Annotated in this window: 17 protein-coding genes; 2 read left to right on the forward strand and 15 right to left on the reverse strand. The window is 67.8% G+C overall.

What is annotated here, in order from left to right:
* Positions 1-68: 68 nt before the first annotated feature.
* Entirely contained in the window at positions 69-617 is a 549-nt protein-coding gene (locus LCE31_RS02055) for a carboxymuconolactone decarboxylase family protein (RefSeq protein ID WP_225012190.1), read from the reverse strand.
* A 140-nt stretch (positions 618-757) separates the two neighbouring features.
* On the opposite strand from LCE31_RS02055, the gene LCE31_RS02060 reads away from it, so the two are divergent.
* Both LCE31_RS02060 and LCE31_RS02065 read left to right on the forward strand, forming a co-directional pair.
* Complete coding sequence (locus LCE31_RS02060) at positions 758-1,378, forward strand: CGNR zinc finger domain-containing protein (RefSeq protein WP_225012191.1); 621 nt, start codon at positions 758-760, stop codon at positions 1,376-1,378.
* A gap of 79 nt (positions 1,379-1,457) precedes the next feature.
* Positions 1,458-2,108, forward strand: a complete 651-nt coding sequence (locus LCE31_RS02065; RefSeq protein WP_225012192.1) for a DNA-3-methyladenine glycosylase family protein — start codon at positions 1,458-1,460, stop codon at positions 2,106-2,108.
* A gap of 584 nt (positions 2,109-2,692) precedes the next feature.
* Here the strand turns inward: LCE31_RS02065 and LCE31_RS02070 are convergent.
* The 14 genes from LCE31_RS02070 to LCE31_RS02130 all read right to left on the reverse strand — a co-directional run bounded on the left by LCE31_RS02070 (position 2,693) and on the right by LCE31_RS02130 (position 18,696).
* A complete protein-coding gene (locus tag LCE31_RS02070; protein ID WP_225012193.1) occupies positions 2,693-5,281 on the reverse strand; it encodes a helix-turn-helix transcriptional regulator in 2,589 nt (862 codons plus the stop codon).
* Positions 5,185-5,622 carry an AAA family ATPase gene (locus LCE31_RS41075; RefSeq protein WP_374118376.1) on the reverse strand — a complete coding sequence of 146 codons (438 nt, stop codon included), beginning with the start codon at positions 5,620-5,622 and terminating at the stop codon, positions 5,185-5,187. Before LCE31_RS41075 ends, LCE31_RS02070 begins: the two co-directional genes overlap by 97 nt.
* A 698-nt stretch (positions 5,623-6,320) precedes the next feature.
* Positions 6,321-7,661, reverse strand: coding sequence for a crotonyl-CoA carboxylase/reductase (gene ccrA / locus LCE31_RS02075; RefSeq protein ID WP_225012206.1), 1,341 nt, complete (start codon positions 7,659-7,661; stop codon positions 6,321-6,323).
* A gap of 547 nt (positions 7,662-8,208) precedes the next feature.
* Positions 8,209-9,042 (reverse strand): SDR family oxidoreductase, encoded by an 834-nt coding sequence (locus tag LCE31_RS02080; protein WP_225012194.1) that lies wholly within the window; start codon positions 9,040-9,042, stop codon positions 8,209-8,211.
* 376 nt (positions 9,043-9,418) lie between these two features.
* A complete protein-coding gene (locus LCE31_RS02085; RefSeq protein ID WP_225012195.1) occupies positions 9,419-10,600 on the reverse strand; it encodes an LLM class flavin-dependent oxidoreductase in 1,182 nt (393 codons plus the stop codon).
* Positions 10,601-11,519: 919 nt separating this feature from the next.
* Positions 11,520-12,350 carry an SAM-dependent methyltransferase gene (locus LCE31_RS02090; protein WP_225012196.1) on the reverse strand — a complete coding sequence of 277 codons (831 nt, stop codon included), beginning with the start codon at positions 12,348-12,350 and terminating at the stop codon, positions 11,520-11,522.
* A gap of 285 nt (positions 12,351-12,635) precedes the next feature.
* Positions 12,636-13,832, reverse strand: a complete 1,197-nt coding sequence (locus tag LCE31_RS02095; RefSeq protein ID WP_225012197.1) for a cytochrome P450 — start codon at positions 13,830-13,832, stop codon at positions 12,636-12,638.
* A gap of 26 nt (positions 13,833-13,858) precedes the next feature.
* Positions 13,859-14,050, reverse strand: a complete 192-nt coding sequence (locus tag LCE31_RS02100; RefSeq protein WP_225012198.1) for a hypothetical protein — start codon at positions 14,048-14,050, stop codon at positions 13,859-13,861.
* A 57-nt stretch (positions 14,051-14,107) separates the two neighbouring features.
* Positions 14,108-14,929, reverse strand: a complete 822-nt coding sequence (locus LCE31_RS02105) for a thioesterase II family protein (protein WP_225012199.1) — start codon at positions 14,927-14,929, stop codon at positions 14,108-14,110.
* Positions 14,930-15,077: 148 nt separating this feature from the next.
* On the reverse strand, positions 15,078-15,554 hold the full coding sequence (locus LCE31_RS02110; protein ID WP_225012200.1) for a nuclear transport factor 2 family protein: 477 nt from the start codon (positions 15,552-15,554) through the stop codon (positions 15,078-15,080).
* Between the two features lie 95 nt (positions 15,555-15,649).
* Positions 15,650-16,492 (reverse strand): mycofactocin-coupled SDR family oxidoreductase, encoded by an 843-nt coding sequence (locus tag LCE31_RS02115; RefSeq protein WP_225012201.1) that lies wholly within the window; start codon positions 16,490-16,492, stop codon positions 15,650-15,652.
* Positions 16,493-16,596: 104 nt separating this feature from the next.
* A complete protein-coding gene (locus tag LCE31_RS02120) occupies positions 16,597-17,019 on the reverse strand; it encodes an allene oxide cyclase barrel-like domain-containing protein (protein WP_225012202.1) in 423 nt (140 codons plus the stop codon).
* Positions 17,020-17,047: 28 nt separating this feature from the next.
* A complete protein-coding gene (locus tag LCE31_RS02125; protein ID WP_225012203.1) occupies positions 17,048-17,407 on the reverse strand; it encodes a nuclear transport factor 2 family protein in 360 nt (119 codons plus the stop codon).
* 38 nt (positions 17,408-17,445) lie between these two features.
* Entirely contained in the window at positions 17,446-18,696 is a 1,251-nt protein-coding gene (locus LCE31_RS02130; protein WP_225012204.1) for a cytochrome P450 family protein, read from the reverse strand.
* Positions 18,697-18,754: the final 58 nt, after the last annotated feature.

Here is an 18,754-nt window from a genome sequence, read left to right on the forward strand (position 1 = left end):
CGTGTGCGGGGTGTGGCCGCCTGCCGGACCCCAGATCGGGGGCCGGGCAGGCGGGACCGCGGTGCGGATCAGGCCGCGGTGCGCGGGGTGACCACGGGCCAGTCGTTGTCGACCCTGGCCAGGATGTTGAAGTAGTTCGTCAGCACGTTCAGGGCCAGGTGCCCGACGACCTCGCCGATCTCGTCGTCGGTGGCACCCGCGTCGCGTGCCGTCTGCAGGGCGGCGTCGTCGACCCGGCCGTGGCCGCGGGCGATCGTGTCCGAGAGGGTCAGCAGGGCCTGCGTATGGGCGTCCGCCGCCTTCGCGTCCCGGGCCGACTCCAGCTCCACCGCGTCGATCTTGGCGATGTTCGCGCCGATGTCGGTGTGGGCCGACAGGCAGTACTCACAGCCGTTGTACTCGGCCGTCGCCAGCGCGAGACGCTCGCGGACCGGCGCCGGCAGCACACCCTCCGAGAGGGCACCGTTCAGGGCGAGGTAGCCCTTGAGCAGGGCCGGGCTGTTCGCCATCACCTTGGTCATGTTCGGCGTGAGGCCGAGCGTCTGCTGCACGTCGGCCAGCAGGTCGGCGGCCTTTCCGGTCGCGGTGGCGGGCTCGACGGGGGCGAAACCGGTCATGAGAACAACGCTCCTTCATCCATCCGGTTCTAACGCTTGGATGCGTCAGCAACCGTTGGAACAACCGTGGCATCAGACTCCCTCGATGTCAAACGGTTGGAGTGGCCTTTATCCGTTAGAAGTGCGGTAGCCTCGACGTCATGGACACGAACGCACCGCTTCTGGGCGAGCCCTTGCCCGTGGAGCTGATGAACACGATCTGGGCGGACCGGGACGGTGTGCACGACGCGCTGCGCGACCCGGACGGAACCCGGGCCTGGCTCCATGCCGTCGCCCCCCGAATCGATCTGATGACGCCGGAGGGCCTGGACGCGCTGACCGCATCCGACCTGGGAAAACTCGGCAACCGATTGATCGGACTGCGCGACGCTCTGCGCCGGCTGGCCGCCGAGGCGACCGAGGACCCGCGTCCGGGGGCCGCGTCCGACACTCACGCGTTGGATGCGGCCGTCCGCGTGCTCAATCAGGCCGCCTGCGACACGCCCCACTGGTCGGCGCTGTCATGGACGCCCGGCCAGGAACCCTCCCGACACACCCGCACCAGCGGGCAGATGGCTTCCGCCGCCGTCTCCGCGATCGCCGAGGAGACGATCACACTGTTCAGCCAGGACACCCGTCACCAACTGCGCGCCTGTCTCGCGCCGGGCTGTGTCCTGTACTTCCTCAAGAACCACCCCCGCCGCGAGTGGTGCTCGGCAGGCTGCGGAAACCGCGCCCGCTCCGCCCGCCACTACCAACGCCACCGCCAGAGCACCGCCTGACCGCCGCAGACCGGCTTCAGCAGGCCGACAGACACCACCGGCATCGATCACGCCCTCCACCACGACACGGGAGCCCGACATGGCCAGTCACAACACCATCGCCTACCGCCGACTGGCCACCGACCCGGTCCTCAGCCACCTCATCGACCGTGTCGGACGGCCCGACCCCTTCGACTGGGCGGAGCGCGAGTTCCCCTCCAGCACCAATTTCGAGGCCATGGCCCTGCACATCGTCGGCCAGCAGATCTCGATCGCCGCAGCGCTGACCATCTTCGCCCGCGTCACCACCGCCGCCGGCGGCACCCTCACACCCAAGCGCATCCTCGCCCTCGCCGCCGACGACCTGCGGGCCTGCGGCCTCTCCCGCGCGAAGGCCGCCTACCTGCGCGACCTCGCCCAGCGCCAGGACGACGGCACCATCGACCTCGAGCACATGGACGACGTCGACGACACCACCGCCCTTGCCGACCTGACCGCGATCCACGGCGTGGGCCTGTGGTCCGCCCAGATGTTCCTCATCCACCAGCTCGAACGCCCCGACATCCTGCCGGCCGGCGACATCGGCATCCGCCGTGCCATCCAGAACGCCTGGCACCTCACCGACACCCCGAGCATCGAGGACACCCGGCAACGCGCAACAGCGTGGACGCCGTATCGCACCTACGCCTCAGCCCTGCTGTGGGCCTCCCTGCGCGCCCCTACGACCGCACCCGTATCACCTGCCCCATAAACCCACACCTGCCGGAAGAACAGTCAACCCACGTCCGCGTCGCCCACAACCACGTCAGAATCCCGGAACAGCCACAGACTCGGCCGCAGCCACCGGCAGTGACAGCGAACAGATAACGGCACAGGAAGTTGATCCGCCGGCCCCTCAGCGGCGAAAGGCAGGCAACATCCTCGCCCCTGGTCTGGTGTCCCCGGCGCGCAGCCACGCGACGGGTGCGTCCAGGCAGCGGATGTTCCATGGCTCGCGGCGACCCTCCGCACGGGCAGCCTGGGCCCACTGGCCGATCAAACATGCCGGACGGCGCCCTCGTAGGTACTGGTGATCTGGGTCATCGCCAGCAGCGACGTGGCCGAGCCACGAGCCGGGGGCACAGCTCGTAGCGCCTCCGTTTCAGGCGGAGTTGGGGGGAACTACGATGCCGCCGATCAGTGTGCTGCCGGAGAATCCTTCGATGGTGTTGGACGTCAGCCAACCCACCCGGCCTCCGCGGAGATCGACGACGGGTGCCGGGCCAGTGGGTTGTCTGTTGTGCTGGCCTCGGTGCACCGGGTGCGCCCGGCCCACCGAGGTGTTGCCGGTGGGGTTTACTGGGGTGCCGCGTGCCCCCACGGATCAGCTAAGCGGAGGCGTCCTCTGCGGCGGGGTGTGGGGGGCGGTTGGGGGCCGAGGCGGGAGAGCAGCTGCACTCGTGAGCTGACGCCCAGTTTGCGGTAGATCCGGGTCAGGTGCTGTTCCACCGTGCTGGTCGTGAGGTAGAGCTTGCCGGCTATCTCCCGGTTGGTCAGGCCCTTTGCCGCGACCTTGGCGACCCTGCGCTCCGCGTCGCTGAGCGCATGCATGTCGGCTTCCGTCTGCTCCAGCATGTCCGGCGTGCCGACTTGCGGAGCGGGCTTTTCCGCGAAGCACGCCTGCCTTATTCCGTTGGCCTTGCGTGCCACTGACCGGGCCTGGCCGGCCTCACCGAGTTGGGTGTACGCGTCGTGCAGCGCGGTGAGCGCGCACGCCAGCTCGAACTTGTCCCCGCTTCGGTGCAGTACGTCCACGGCCTCGCGCAGCATCGGTGGTCGCAGGTGCAGTTCGCGGGTCGCCGCCAGCAGCCGCAGCGTGCGTCCGCGCACCCGCATGTGGCCGTCCGTGCCGATCCGGCGCAGCTGTTCGCGGGCGTAGCGCGCGGCCATCTCGTGGTTTCCGAGTTGCAGGTGAGCCGCGGCCATCTCCGTGCGCCACGGCAGCGTCTCGGTCTCGGCCATCCCCCACTGGTCGAGCAGGTCACCCACGGTCTGCAGATCGTCGAGTGCGACTTGCGCGAGACCGCGCTCGACGTAGTGACGGCCGCGCGCCAGCAGATAGGACAGGCCGAACGGCGTCTCGAACATCACGTCCGGCACGCGCAGGGCGAGTGTGCGTGCCGCTTCGTCGTGTTTGCCCTGCAGCGTTTGCGCTGTCAGCAGGGTGGTCAACGGTTCGGCGGCCAGCACGCCCCAGTCGGCGACCGGGATGAGTTCGAGCGCGGCGGACGCCCGGGAGACCGCGACGCCGAGCGAGCCCCGGCGCAAGGCGATCTCCGCCGCGATCGCGCAGAACAGCGCACGCCAGGTGGGCGCCTGGAGGTCGTGGCAGGTCTGCACCAGTTCCCTGCACCGCTGCTCGGCTTCCTCCAATCGCTCGGCGTACACCATCGTGTGCAACGCGAGGACGACCGGCAGCAGATTGATCTCCGTCAGCGGCTGCTGCCAGAACGCCTCGTCCGCCTGGACCAGGCATTCCGCGGTCGCCCCTTGGTGGTGGGAGCTCTGAAAGTGTTCGAGTAACCGATAACCGATGGCGCCAGGAGGCATGATCGGCGTACCGCTCGTCCTGCTCTCGCCGGCCACGCGCCGGAAGATGCCCGGATATATGTCGGCCAGCCACATCCGTACCATCTCGAACTCCCAGGAGGGCCGGGAGCCCGGCGGCACGTCGGCCGCCAGCCGGGAGAGCACGGCGCAGGCGTCGGCCACCCGCCCCTGGAGCAGCAGCATGATGATGGGCATCGTCGCGTGCCGGCCCTTGAGCCGGCCGCCCAGCATTGCCTCGGTCAGCTCGGACAGATGCCCGACCGACGCCCGCAGATCGTCCCGCCACCCCGCCCGCAGCAGCAGGGCAAGAACCTCCACTCGACGCCGGCCCTCGGTGTCGACCTGGTACGCCAGCCGCAGCAGCTCTGTGGCCCGCCGCGAGTGGCCCTCCTCCAGCGCCTGCTGTGCCCCCTCCACCAGGGTCAGCACGGCCGACGGGTCGTCGAGACGGCCGGAGGCGACGAAGTGCTCCGCGATCGTCAGGGAGTCCGCGCCGCACGCCTTGAGCAGGTCCGCGGCCCGCCGGCTCAGCTCGGACCGGTCCGCGGCCGAGAAGACGTTGAGCACGGCGCCGGCCATGATCGGGTGCCGCAGCCGGCCGGCCTCCACCAGACCGGTCCGGGTCAGTACCTGCATGGCGACAGCGACCCGGTCCGACGCGGCATCGACCAGGCGGTCCAGGAACGCGAACCGCGACGGCTCACCGATCACCGAGATCGCACCCGCGACCCGCAGCGTCACCGGATCGCACCGGCTCAGGACGAGCTGGACCGCCCGCTCGAACTCGGGCCCGGTGTGCAGCTCGGCCGGCGGCCCGTCGCCGCGGGCGGCAGCCCAGCTGTCCTCCAGCAGCGCTTGCAGCAACACCAGATTGCCGCCGGTGAGCCGGTGCGCCTCCGCGGCCAGTTCCGTCGAAACGGACGCGAGGAGTCGCTTGTTCATGAGTTCTCCGACGCCGCTCGCCGACAGTGGAGCGAGTAGCAGCCGCCGCAGGTAGGCCTGTTGGCAGAGTTCGGCGCACAGGAGCCGGGAGTTGCTCGGAGACATCTGGACGTCGTCGTCGCGCCAGCCGAGGACGATCAGGATGCGGGCGAGCCCGGCACGGCGGATCAGATAGATCAGCCAATCCTGGGAGAACCCGTCGAGGTACTGCGTATCGTCTATGGCGATGACGACCGGGCTCTGCTCGGCCAGCTCCAGAACCGCCGTCGCCAACCCGTCCAACACCCGGGAGCGGCTCACCCCGTCGCACACCGCGTCGGCGAGGAGCTGGTGGTCGAGCAGACCGCGTACGATGGCCGCCCTGTCGCGGTCGAAGACGTCACCAGCGAGCAACTGACGCACGATGCCCAAGGCGAGCGACCGCTCGGTCGGCGCCCCGCTCGCCTGGAGCAGTCGCGCCCCCGCCCCCGAGCCCGGCCGCCGAACTCCTCGATCAACGCTGTCTTGCCCGTCCCCACAACCCCTTGGAGCACGACGACCCGCACGCCCCCGGCGGCGGACTCGTCAAAAGCCGCAGCCAGCTCAGCCAGCTCAGACTCTCGCTCGATCATGCACGATCCCTGTCTCTCATGGAGCGGTTCCTCACGAGTACGTCGCGCGCAGACAGACCGCGCAGAAGAAGGATCAGAAAAAGGACCAAAAGATACGGAAATCGACGGATTGAGACTAGACATCAATGCTGGTTCGACTACCCGTACGGGCTGACATTGGCCACATCGACGGCCACACCCATCTCTACCTCCGTCGATCGCCGTTGAACCCGTGAGCGGGGTGGTGGCAACCGTCCTCAGTTCGTCAGAGATCCCGGTTGGCGGCTCTGAGCTGGGAGTTCGTGGTTACTCGGTAGGAGCTTGCCTCGTATTCGACAGGGGGAATGTGCCCTATCTCACCGCGGAGCCGACGGGGTCTCATACCAGCCGGCCCGCTCGGCGGCGAGGGCGGGCTCAACGTTCGAAGGTGTCTTCCGGGGCTGCTGCGGTCTGATGACCTTGGTCTTGACCGGCCGTTCGTAGACTCCCTCAGCACCTTGTCGTACGCGTCGCCGGGCCTCGCTGGTCGAGGCCGCGATGGCGGCCGCACCGAGGATGTTCGGCGGGGTGAAGTGAGGTGTATGGCCAACTGGGGGCCCAGCACGGGTCGGGCCGGCGGGGCGACGGACTGGCGGTCGAGCAGGTCCGGGGCTCGGGCGGCGCCCGGAGCCGACATGATGGTGAGCGCCTTCTCGCAGGGGACGACGGCCATGCCTGCCTCCGCGGTGCCCAGCGAGTCCGCATCCGTCCGGCGCGACGGCTCGGCGGGGCCCATGTGCGACCGCCGGGCGTCCGGTTCGGCTCGCGCACCTGGGTCAGGGAACGCGCCGGGTCGTCGCGTGTCACTGGCTGGAATCCCGGTGCGCCTGGCGGAATGCGTTGATGCTGCCGAGGTGCCGGGCACGTTTGTCGTTGTCCCGCACGCCGAGGCCTTCTTCCGGCGCGAGGCACAGTACGCCGACCTTGCCGTGGTGCGCGTTGCGGTGCACGTCCAGCGTGGCCTGACCGGTGTCCTCCAGCGCGTAGGACTTCGACAGCGTCGGGTGGATGAGCCCCTTGTCGATCAGCCGGTTGGCTTCCCACGACTCCCGGTAGTTCGCGAAGTGCGATCCGACGATCCGTTTGAGGTTCATCCACAGGTACCGGTTGTCGAACTGGTGCGTATATCCCGAGGTGGACGCGCAGGTCACGATCGTGCCGCCCTTGCGGGCCGCGTAGACCGAGGCGCCGAACGTCTCCCGGCCCGGATGCTCGAACACGATGTCCGCGTCGTCGCCGCCGGTCAGCTCCCTGATCCGGGCGCCGAACCGCTGCCACTCCTTCGGGTCCTGGGTGTGCTCGTCCCGCCAGAACCGGTACCCCTCGGCTCTGCGGTCGATGACCAGCTCCGCTCCGAGGCGGTGGCAGATCTCCGCCTTCTCCGGACTGGACACGACGCACACCGGGATGCCGCCGCCGTTGAGCACGTATTGCGTGGCGTACGAGCCGAGCCCGCCGGAGGCTCCCCAGATCAGGACCACGTCGCCCTGTTTCATGTTCGCGCCGTTGCGCGACACCAGCTGCCGGTACGCGGTCGAGTTGACCAGCCCGGGGCTTGCCGCCTCCTCCCAGGTCAGGTGCGCGGGTTTGGGCATCAGCTGGTTCGCCTTCACCAGCGAGATCTCAGCGAGGCCACCGAAGTTCGTCTCGAAACCCCAGATCCTCTGCTCTGGGTCGAGCATCGTGTCGTCGTGGCCCTCGGGGCCCTCCAGCTCGACGCTGAGGCAGTGCGCCACGACCTCGTCGCCCGGCTTCCAGCGGTGCACCCCGGGACCGGTCCGCAGCACCACGCCCGCGGCGTCCGAGCCGATCACGTGATGGGGCAGGTCGTGCCGCTTCGACAGCGGGGACAACTTTCCGTAGCGCCGGAGGAACGTGAAGGTCGGCAAGGGCTCGAAGATCGAGGTCCAGACCGTGTTGTAGTTGATCGCGCTCGCCATCACCGCGATCAGCGCCTCACCGGGCCCGAGCTCCGGTGTGGGGACCTCCTCCACGTGCAGCGACTTGCGCGGGTCCTTGTCCGCGCCGTCGATGCCCTCGAACATCGAGGTCTCCTCGGCGTGCACGGTCACGCCGCGGTAGCTCTCCGGCACCCGCAGCCCGGCCAGCGCGCCCGGGTCCCCGGTCACGACGGCCTGCTGGATCTCCTTGAGCTCTGCGTTCGGCACGGCTTTCCTTCTTTCACTGGTCCGGTCCACGACAGGAGGCCCGGGTCGGCCTCGTCCTCCTCGCCGGCGGCACACCCTGCCGGGTGCCACCCGCCGTTCCCCGCCGTTCCCGTTCGCCGGCGGGCCGTTGCGGCCGCGGAGTCAAGGAGGTGAGCCACCGGCTCCGCTGGGCCGCGCCCGGAGCGTTTCGGCCCGCCTCGCCGTGTCGGCCGGGCGCCGGCCGCTCCGCCGAGCGTCCCGCGCGGACGTGCCGACTCTTCGGTCCAGCCGGCGACATCGGGTCCGAACACGGCCTCCGGGTCGGCGGCCCCGAGCGCCTCGTCGATGGCCGGCCGCCCGGTCTCCGGTCCGCGCGGCGCGGCCCTCTCCTCGTAGCGGGAGACCCGTTCGGTCGGTGCTCGCCCGGCGTGCGCGGCGAGGTCGGTTTCGTGCGGCCTGTGGTGGTCCGGGACGACGGTCTGCCGCGCCCGGCCAGCAACCACCCGCGCTGCGGAGCAGGGCCCTGCGGGCGAAACGGTCAGGCTCAGTCGCGGTGCGCGGTGGCGAGCGCTCTGCTGCGCCACGGGGCGATCTGCTCCGCGAGCATCGCGTTCTTGGCGTGGTAACGCTCGTAGGCGTCGCTGCCCACCAGCAGGTGCGAAGGCAGCGTCTCGCCGTCGGTCACCTCGACGATCAGCGCCGCGCCCTTGACCGGGTCCCCGGGCTGGGCGTGGTTAGCCGCGCCGACTCCGTCGCGCACGAGGTGGGCGGGGGTGCCGTCGTAGGCCGCCAGCCGCGCCTCGGAGACCGACAGGGAGCTGGCGTCGAAGAGGTCGGTGCGGAACGCTCCGGGCTCGACGACCATGCTCTGGATTCCCAGCGGACCCAGCTCGGCGGCGAGGGCCTCGCTGATGCCGGCGACCGCGAACTTCGATGCGCTGTACAGGCTTACGCCGGGCTCGCCCTCGAACCCCGCCCGGGAGCCGATGTGCACGATCTTGCCCTTGCCGGCCGCGCGCATCGTCGGCAGGACCGCTCGCGTCACGTTGATCAAACCGAAGACGTTGACGTCGAACAGCGATCTGGCCTCGGCGTCGGTGACCTCCTCCAGCGCACCCACCAGCACCCGGCCCGCGTTGTTGACCAGGACGTCGATCGTGGCGAACCGATCGACGACCTCGGCGACGGCACGGTCGATCTGGGCCTGGTCGGTGACGTCCAGGGTGACCGGGTGGCATCGCTCGGCGTCCCGCAGGTCGTCGGGCAACGTGTCGATATGCCGGGCGCCGACGGCGACATCGTGTCCGGCCTTCAGGGCGTGTCGGGCTGTCTCAGCGCCCAGGCCTCGGGCGGCTCCGGTGATGAACCATGTCGCCATGACGGAAACGTCTCCTTATGCAGGCATCGGTGCTCGCTGCGGGACCGCGGTCCACGGCCCGGCGATGTCTCTTCTTGATCTGGCGGTGTCGCCGGCCGTGGTCGGTGACCGTCCGGCCGGCGTCCTCCGGCGCGGGCCTCGGAAACGGTTCGGCCCGGTCGCGTCCGACGCGTCGGTGTCGCGGCTGCTCACCGTGACGGCCGGCGACCCGGTGCGGGCCCTCGCTTCCGGGCGCCGATCGGCGCCGCTTCCCGCAAGGCGGTGTGGCGACGCGGTCAGCGAGGCCGTGTGGCGACGCGTCGGTGCCGCAGCCCCGGACCAGGAGCTGCCCTGGCCGTGCTCGTGCACTGCGGACGGGCGCCTCACGACGGCACGGTCAGGACTCCCCGGCCACCTCATCGGCGTACTTGCGGTTCATGTGCGCGAGCGCCGCGCCGGCAGCGATGCTCGCTTCCTCGCGCCGCGCGACAATCCGGGCCCGGGCGTTGTGGGACGACTGGGCGTGGGTCGTCCCCGAACCCTGGAAGTGCGGGGCGACCTGACGGGCGACGAGTTCCCACGAGCGCCACTTCGCCGCCGGCGCGGCCCAGTCGTGCGCCAGCAGCAGCACGGTGCCGAACCCGCCGGACTGGTCGACCATGCGCTGGATCTGGCGGCGGACGTCTTCGGCCGTGCCGATCGCGCCCAGGCCCGATTCGTTGACGAAATCGATCAGCTCCCGTGTGCTGCCGTCGGGCAGTGTGAGACCGGGTGTGGCCGCATTGTCGTTCAGGTGTCGCAACCAGTCCTGAAGCCCGAACTCGACGTCGCGGTATGCCTGTTCCCGGGTCTCGGCGACGTGCACGTTTGTGACCAGCCGCCAGGTCGAGCGGTGGGGCTCGGGCCGTCCCGCGTGGGCGGCGCGCTCAGTGGCGATCCCCCAGTGGTACGCCAGGGCGTCGAATCCGTCCTGGCTCATCGTCGCCCCGAGCGAGATCAGGCTCACACCGCGGCTGCCTGCCAGGCGCGCGCCGGTCGGCGACGCCGTCGCGGCCACCGCGATCTCGAAGCACGGCTCGGTGAACGGGCGCAGTTGCAGCGTCGCGTCGACCAGCGTGTGGGTTCCGACCGTCGTGGTGACCGACTCGCCGGCCAGCAGCCGCTGAATGACGTCGAGATGGGTCTCAAGGAGCTCGCGGCTCTCGGTGGGGGTCATGCCGATCATGGCCACGTCGGAGGGCAGGGAGCCGGGACCGACCCCGAACATCACCCTGCCCTGCGTGAGGTGGTCGAGCATCACCATCCGGTCGGCCACCCACAGCGGGTGGTGGTACGGGAGCGAGGTCATGCCGGTCCCGAGGCGTATCCGGGTGGTGCGCTCGGCTGCCGCCGCGATGAAGATCTCGGGCGAGGCGATGAGGTCCCGGCCGGTCGAGTGGTGTTCCCCGATCCACGCCTCGTCGAAGCCCAGCCGGTCGAGGTGCGCCATGAAGTCCAGGTCGTGGCGTAGCCACCACGTCGGGTTCTCTCCCAGCGGGTGGATCGGGGGCAGGAACGCACCGAAGCGCAGGCTAGTCACAAGTTCTCCACCAGGTCGGCGTCCATATCGGTCACTCGCGTCCGCAGCGCTTCCACACGACGGCCGGTGCATGCGCCGGCCGTGGGGCGGCGCTGACGGGTGTGCTCGGGCGGATCGGTCGGCGCCTGGCGCATGTCCTCGTGGCGCGTGGCCGGCCGACCGGTCTTGCCCTCAGCGAGCCGCAACCGAGTGCCCGGCCGATTCTGTTGCGGCTCGTTGTGCTGTGGGGGATGGAAGACTGACGGCGCGGGCGGGTAAGGGGTCAAGACTGGCGCCTGGTTGGCATGAGCCATGAATCAACCTCCGAAAGGCTGCGTGCGCCCCACGGTAGGCTCTGCGACTCCGCGAGCCATCCCCTAGTTTTCCCGGTGAGCCAGCCCCTAGTTGTCACGAGGCATCTCTGGGGTCTCTGGGGTCTCTGTGACGCCCTGTCCCTCTCCGACCTGGTGGCGGGATGCGGCGTGCAGGGCCAGGCCGAGGTGGACGGTGCCTGTCCGCAGCGTCGTGACGACCGCGTAGAGCCCTTTGGGGGATGGCGAGGCCGCCCAACGGTCCGGGCGTCGTCACGGTCAGGTCCGCGGGCTCAGCGTCGGGCAAGCGGTCCTCGTGGGTGCTGGGGAGGTCACGCCACGTCACCTCGAAGCCGTACGGGGCCTCCCTAGTGGGAATACCGGGGCTTCTGTATGGAGGACAGAAGACGAACGCGCCGGTCGCCACGGCCGGGGCCCCGCTTCGGCCGACGATCGAAGCGCGGTCGGGCCGACGATGCACGCCGACGAGCGTCGCCCGCTCGTCGGCCTCGCTCGGCCCCTTCTCCTACGGGTCGGCGTCGGACGGCCCGTTGTGCGCGGTGAACAGGCCCGCCGCCCAGTCGTTGCCATGGCGGCATCTCGGTCCCCGCGCCGGGCCGGCAACGCGCTTACGGCGTCTTGCGCGCCGTGGCCACCAGGTAGCCGAACTCCGGCAGTGCGGACAGCGGATGCACCAGGACCTCGATCAACTGCTTGGCCGCGTCACCGAACTGCTCCTCGAGCTCGCTGCGGTGCTCGGTCGCGCCATCGGCCATGATCCGCAGCGTTCGCCTGGTGTGCTCACTGACGTCCAGCACCTCGTCCAACTCAAGGCCCGCGCCGGTGATCAGGCCCCGGTAGTCCTCGATGCTGGGAAGTTCGACGATGGCGAACTTCGCCTTCGCGTCGTCGAGTATGTCCTGGTACTCCGGTCCGATCGGCGCCCGTTGGCACGTGTCCGCGATCACCAGCCGGCCGCCGGGCCGCAGCACGCGCCGCATCTCCGCCAGCGCGCGGGAACGATCCATGTGCAGCAGCGATTCGAACGCCCAGGCCACGTCGAACGACGCGTCCGGATAGGGCAGCGCCATCGCATCGGCGTGATCGAACCGGACGCGGTGGGACAGACCCGCCGCCGCGGCGCGGGCATTGGCCTTCTGCGCCTGTCCCGAGTTGATCGTGACGCCGGTGATGTCCGCCTCGACCGTACCGGCCAGGCGGAGCGCGGGCGTACCGATGCCGCAGCCGACATCGAGCATCCGCTGACCGGGCCGCAGCCCGAGCTGCTCGATGAGCAGATCGGTGAGCCGGTCTGTGGCGACGTCCACGGAACTGTCGTCCTCGTCGGAAAGCCAGTAGCCGTAGTGGAAGTTCTCACCCCAGAAACGCAGGAACATATGGGTGAACACGTCGTAGAAATCCGAGACCAGCTCCAGCTGCGTATCCATTGGGTCAGTCATGCCCTTCTTCTCCACGGTGTGATCGGTCGACACGGACGGACAGGCCGTCCACACCGCGCGGAAGCAGCATGGGGCCCTGACGCCGGAGTCTCCGACACGGCTACGGGCCACAGTAGTTGATGTGCCGTCACGTGTTTCTCGCGGGCGAGGGGCCCCGTTGTCCGCCAAGCCGCCGATGACGCTCATGGACTGGGAGCCTTCGCCGCGGCCGGGTCCGCGACCGGGTGTACGGGAAGGAGTGCACTCGCCGACCGCGGAGACCGGTCACCGCTCGTGGAAGACCAATCACGCAGCTTTGATCGGGATTCCCCGAAGGCCCCGCAGTGTGAAGTCGGGGCCGAATTCGATGTCGCCCGCGATCTCGTACTCCGGCAACCTGTCCAGCAGCCGGTTCAGCCAGATGCGCATCTCCATCCGGGCCATATGGATGCCGAGGCAGATGTGCGGCCCGAAGCCAAAGCCGATATGTGCTTTACGGAGACGGAAGATGTCGAAGGAGTGCGGGTTGTCCCAGCGGGCGGGATCGCGGTTCGCGCACCCCAGGAGAGCGACGACCGCGGAACCCTCGGGGATCGTGAACCCCTCGACCTGCGACTCGTCGCTACAGGCAAAGCGGAGAACCGACTGGGTGAGAGTCGACCAGCGGTGGACCTCTTCGAGTGCGGCCGGAACGAGCGACCTGTCGGCGACCAGCGCGCGACGCTGGTCGGGATGGCGGCCCAGCGCATACAGCATCATCGCCATCACCTGTGCCGTGCTCTCGTTCGCGGCGACCGTCAGCATCGTCCCGTTCGCCAGTATTTCCCGATCGGGCATGGACGGCGCGAAGTCGTCGAACACCATCTGGGCCATGAGCGATCCGTCAGACACGCCCAGCGCACGGTGCTTTGCGATGAGGCCGCCGATGTACGAGTTCAGAGAGACCGCTGCCGCGGCGCCCTCGGCGACAATCTCTTGGCCCCTCGGAGTCGGGTCGAGCCGTGCGCCGAGAACCGCCGCCGTCGCGTCACTCCATTTGATGAAGTCCTCGTACACGTCCTCTTCTGCGCCCAGCAGTTGGGCGGTGACAACGGTGGGGATGATCCGCGTCATCTCCGCGAGAGCGTCGAGCGATTCACCGGATCGAAGGCGTTCCACGAATTGATCCACGTATACGTCCACAACCTGCTGTATTCGGGCTGCCCAGTCGGCCTCGACAGCCTTGCGCTCGAATCCTGGCTCCCAGATTCCGCGGACCGTCTGGTGCCGTGCGCCGTCGGTGCCGAGGAAAGTCGGTCCTCCGAACGCCTTCTCCATCTCCGGGAGAACGTTCGCCGAGTTGAAATGGCGGATGTCACCGAGCACTCGCGCACAGTTGTGATGCGACGTGATCATGTACTGCTGGTGATGGGAGTTATAGACGACCGGCCCCAGACCACGCCATGCGGCCATGGTCTCAAAGGGGTTCTGCACGAAGTCGGGGTCAAGCATGTTCAGGTCCACGGTGGGACATTCCGCCACTGGAGAGTTCATTGCACGTCCTGTTGCTGGTCGGGGTCGATGTCACCGGCCGTCATTGCGGCCAACACATGTTCAGCGGGCACGTTGTAGCGGTGGGCGTCGAGCGTGTGCAGCTGGGACAGGTGGATGAGCTCATCCTTGTCCGCCGCCTCGATGAGGCCTCCGCACATCGGGCAGCTCACTTCAAGGCCGGCGTCCATGGCCGCCCCCTCTTCCGGTTCGTCGCCGCACGGACCCTGGTGTTCCGCCGTGATGCCTCATGACTGACCCCGACTCTGGGATGCCGCGTCCACGTGCGGCGGTCGAGTGCCTTCGGAGCGGAGGCCGAGGAGCACGCGCCGCACACAGTCGGCTATCTCGGCGACGTGCTCGTGTATGAAGAAATGGCCCCCGGTCAGGACCGTCATCTCGAAGGACTCCGCAGTGTGTTCCCGCCAAGCACTCGCCTCCGCAAGCGTCACGCTCGGATCGCGATCGCCCGTTATGGCCATGACCGGCACGTTCAACACCGTCTGTGCTGTGGGCGCGCGATACGTCTCGACGGCACGGTAATCGCCGCGGATCACGGGAAGGATCATGCGCCGCATCTCGTCATCGTCGAGGAGAGCCGGATCGGTTCCGCCCAGCGACCGGAGGTTGGCGATGAAACTGGCGTCGTCGGCCGCGTGCACGTCCTCATCGCGAGGACATGACGGGGCGCGGCGCCCGGACGCGAACAAGGCGAGCGGCGCACGTCGATTTTCCCGCTCGAAGCGACGCGCCACCTCGAACGCGACCACGGAACCCATACTGTGACCGAAGAGTGCGAGTGGCTGCGTTTCCCAGGGGGCCAACGCCTCATAGATCTCATCGGCGAGCCTGCCGATGTCCTCGATCAAAGGCTCGTGGCGGCGGTCCTGCCGGCCCGGGTACTGGACTCCGAGCACCGAGATATCCGGTTCGAGAGATTTCGCCAGAGCGTGGAAATATCCGGCGGAGCCGCCCGCGAACGGAAAGCAGACGAGGTGCACCTGGCTGCGCTGGGCTGCGTTCCGCAGCGGCCTGATCCAGGACCCGCCGCTCGTGGTTGATTCGTACACGTTCCTTCTTTCTCGGGCCACGCGGCCGGCGACACTTCTGATCGGCGCCTGGGAATCTGAAGCAATCGATGCACGGGCACGTGGTCAGCACCGCCACGGAGAGTCAGGCCGTCCGACGCGCGACGGCCGCCTCGGGGTGTGGCCCAGCCTACTGATCGAACGGGCTCTGCCCAGCCGGAAACGCGAAGGTACCGACTTCGGGCCTGGTCAACGGGATCACTTTGCGGCTGGAGAACTTCCAGACCCCGTCCTCGCGGACGTATTCGTCCTTGTAGTACGCGGTGGCCCGAGAGATCCCGCCGGCCCGCACGTCGCCCTGGGCGAAGACATGGCAGTTGCCGGACGCCCGGGATTCGAGAATCTCGTTGATCACGTGATTGACCGTCATGTGACAGAGATTCTCCATCTGTCCGTATATGTCGGCCTCGAAGTGATGCCGGATCTCGTCCTTTCCCGTGAACTTGCCCAGCCCGAAGTCCTCTTCGTCGAAAACCGGGCCGGCGTCGCTCCACAGCTCCATCAACGCATCGAACTGGCGCGTGTCCAGCCGATAGGCGTATTTGGCCGTCAGCTCGATGATGTCGAGTCGGTCGACCATTCGAGAGAGCGTGTTCTCTGCCATCATGGGGAATCCTCCTAGAGCTTGTCCGCGCATGAGACGCGAACTGGATTGGGGTTGGCCAATGAGCGACGTCTTGTTCCGTGAGCGGTGACCAGCCGCTATCGAAGCTTGTTGGGAAGCATCATTCCGGCGTCCACGGGAAGGGTGATCCCGGTAACGTGACGCGCCTCTTCCGACGCCAGGTAGACCACGGCGTCGCTGACCCCCTGCGAGTCCAGCCAGCCGACGGGCAGCGCACTCATTTCTTTCATCACGTTGTTTGCGGCCTCCGGTGTCGGATCAGGGACTTCGGGCAGGTAGAGCTGCCGCATCTGGGCGTTGTTGACCATCGGCGTGTCGACATTTCCCGGATTGACCGAGTTCACGCGTATGTTGTGCGGTGCCAGCTCTGCCGCCAGGGCACGCATCAACCCGACGACGCCGTGCTTGGACGCGGTGTAGTGCGCCATGGTCGGTACGCCGATCAACCCCGCTGTCGAGCTGATGAAGACCAGCGAGCCGCCCTCACCTCGTTCGATCATGTGCGGAATCACCGCTTTGACGGTTTTCCATGATCCCGTCAGGTTGACGTCGATGATCTCCTGCCAGGCTTCGTCGGTGAGTTCCCACGAGAACCCGAAGCTTGACATTCCGGCATTCGCGCACACGACGTCGATGTGCCCGAACTCGGCCATCGCCTCGTCGACGACGCTCTGCAACTGCTCGGAGTTGCGTATGTCCGCCTGGCGCGCAAGGGCCCGCCGGCCCAGCTTTTCGACCAGTTGCGTCGTCGACGCAAGATCCTGGTTGTTCGCTCCTGGATACGGCGTGGTTTCGAGTTCTGCGCACAGGTCGACAGCGACGATGTCCGCCCCCTCTTGGGCAAGTCGCACCGCATGCGAACGTCCCATTCCACGCGCGGCTCCTGTGACCAACGCGACTTTCCCTGCGACCCGGCTCAATTCTCAACCCTCCACGTCAGAGAACAAAGATGTCCCATTCGGGGCACAGTGCCCCGGATCTTGAACTCGAGAACCCTCACCTCCTCATGTCACCGCGGGGTTCTTCACTCGGCAGCGGCAAACATGATCAGTTTCACGTCGGCTCCTTCCACCTTGCCCAGATCGTAAGGACGCCAGGCCATGAAACCTGTTTGGCCGAGATACCGGCCGCTGGTGCCCACGCTCGGGTAGTAGGCCCAATTACCCGACAGGAGTGACCCGAGATCGATCCAGCCGGCGACCCGGATCGTTCCCGACCCGTCCTCGAAGACGACTTCGTTGGTCAGATAGGCCATGAACTGCTGATCGGATTCTCGCTGGTAGAGGATCTTGTAGCCGCCCGAGGTGGTGGCTACCTTTTCACCGGACTTGGTGAACAGGGCGTGCTCGTAGGTACCGCCCTGGCCGACCTGGATGTTCTGGAAGTCCTCGATGTCAGTGGTGGCGCTGATCGTTGTCTCGACCAGTTCCTCGTAGCTGTTGTTCACGGCTTCTTCCCTTTCTTGACGGGGCGTTTCAGACCTTGCGGTAGACGTCTTTGAGAGTGATCTTTCCGTCGCTCAGGATGAAGAGGTCAACACCGCGGTTGACCACCTTTCCTTCGTCGGTCTCCACGGTCCACCGAACCAGCCCCATGTTCTCGTCGAGCATGATCGGCGACTCGAATTTGCCGTCGACCCCGGACGCGATCATCTTTTCGCGCATCGCGTTCATGCTGGTGATCAGATCACCGATCTGATCCTTGGTGTGGACCGTCCCGATTCCGTCCCCGTCGGGCGTGATCCACTGCCCGTCGTCGGCGAAGCACGCGACGGCGGTCTCGATGTCGCCGGCCCCCGAGCTCTCGAAGAACCGGTCGATGACTTCTGCTGACATGGGTCCGCTCCGCTCTCGTTGTTGACGGTGTGCATGGGTCATGCGTGCAACCTGACCGGCAGCCGCTCCAGACCGCGGAACTGCAGGGTGTAGCGCCAGGTGAGCTGTTCCAGTGGCTCGGCCGCCTCCCAGCGCGGGAACCTGTCCAGCAGCCGGGCCAGCACGATTTCGCCCTCCAGGCGTGCCAGCGGCGCGCCGACACAGTGATGGATACCGTGGCCGAAGGCCAGGTGCGTAGCGGCGTTACGGCGTATGTCCAGCCGGTCAGGCTCCGCGAACCGCTCCGGGTCGCGATTCGCCGAGGACAGCGCCAGAAACACCACCTCGCCGGCGGGGATGACCGTATCGCCGACCTCGACCGGTTCGGTGGTGTAGCGCAGTGTGGAGAGGTTCAACGGGCTTTCGTAGCGCAGGAATTCTTCCACTGCGTTCGGTATGAGAGTGGCATCTCCGCGCAACAGCTCCAGCTGTTCGGGGTGCTTCAGCAGAGCGTACACCGAGCTGCTGATCAAGTTCGCGGTGGTCTCGTACCCCGCGTTCATCATCAGGAAGATGGTGGACAGCAGCTCGGACTCTTCGAACCGCTCCTCGTTGGCCGGGTCGATCAGCGCGTTGATCAGGTCGTCCGCACCGTCCTGGCTGCTCGTTTTCTGGGCGACCAGGGTCCGGAAGTACTCAAGCGACGCCATATAGGCCTGATACTTCTCCGACGGCTCGGAGTCGACGCTGGTCAGCGCGCGGTTCCACCGGCGGAGATCCTGGTGGGCGGCGCGGGGTACGCCGAGCAGCTCGCCGATCACCGCGATGGGGATGGCCATCGCCACCGACTCCACCAGGTCGATCTCGGCTCCCCTCGGGATCGAGTCAAGCAGCTCGTCGGTGAGTTCCTCGATGCGCGGCCGCAGATCCAGTGTCCTGCGCATCGTGAACGCCCTGCTGAACATCCGGCGCAGCCGCGAGTGTTGCGGCGGATCGCTGAACAGCATGCTCTCCGACGTGATCGACGCGCCCGAGACGTCCTCGGTGCTGTGCCTGGCGATGACCGGTGCGGCGGCCCCGGCCGCCTTCGAGAGTCTGGGATCGGCCAGCAGCCGGCGCACATCGGCGTATTCGGTGACCAGCCACGAACGCAGGCCTGTGCTCAGGGTCTTGATGACGAGCCGCCGAGGTCCCGTCCCGGCGCGCATCTCCTGGTAGGTCAGGTACGGGTCCTGGATGAAGTCCCAGCTCAACAGGTCGGCCTCGGCTGTCTCGGTGCCGGAGGCGCGGGTCTTCGTGGAGTCGGTCATGAGGGGCGTCCCTTGTGCTCGCGTGGCGAAAGGAGGGAATCGGCTGGTCTGGACGGTC

The organism is Streptomyces sp. 8L, assembly GCF_020176795.1.
Lineage (GTDB): Bacteria > Actinomycetota > Actinomycetes > Streptomycetales > Streptomycetaceae > Streptomyces.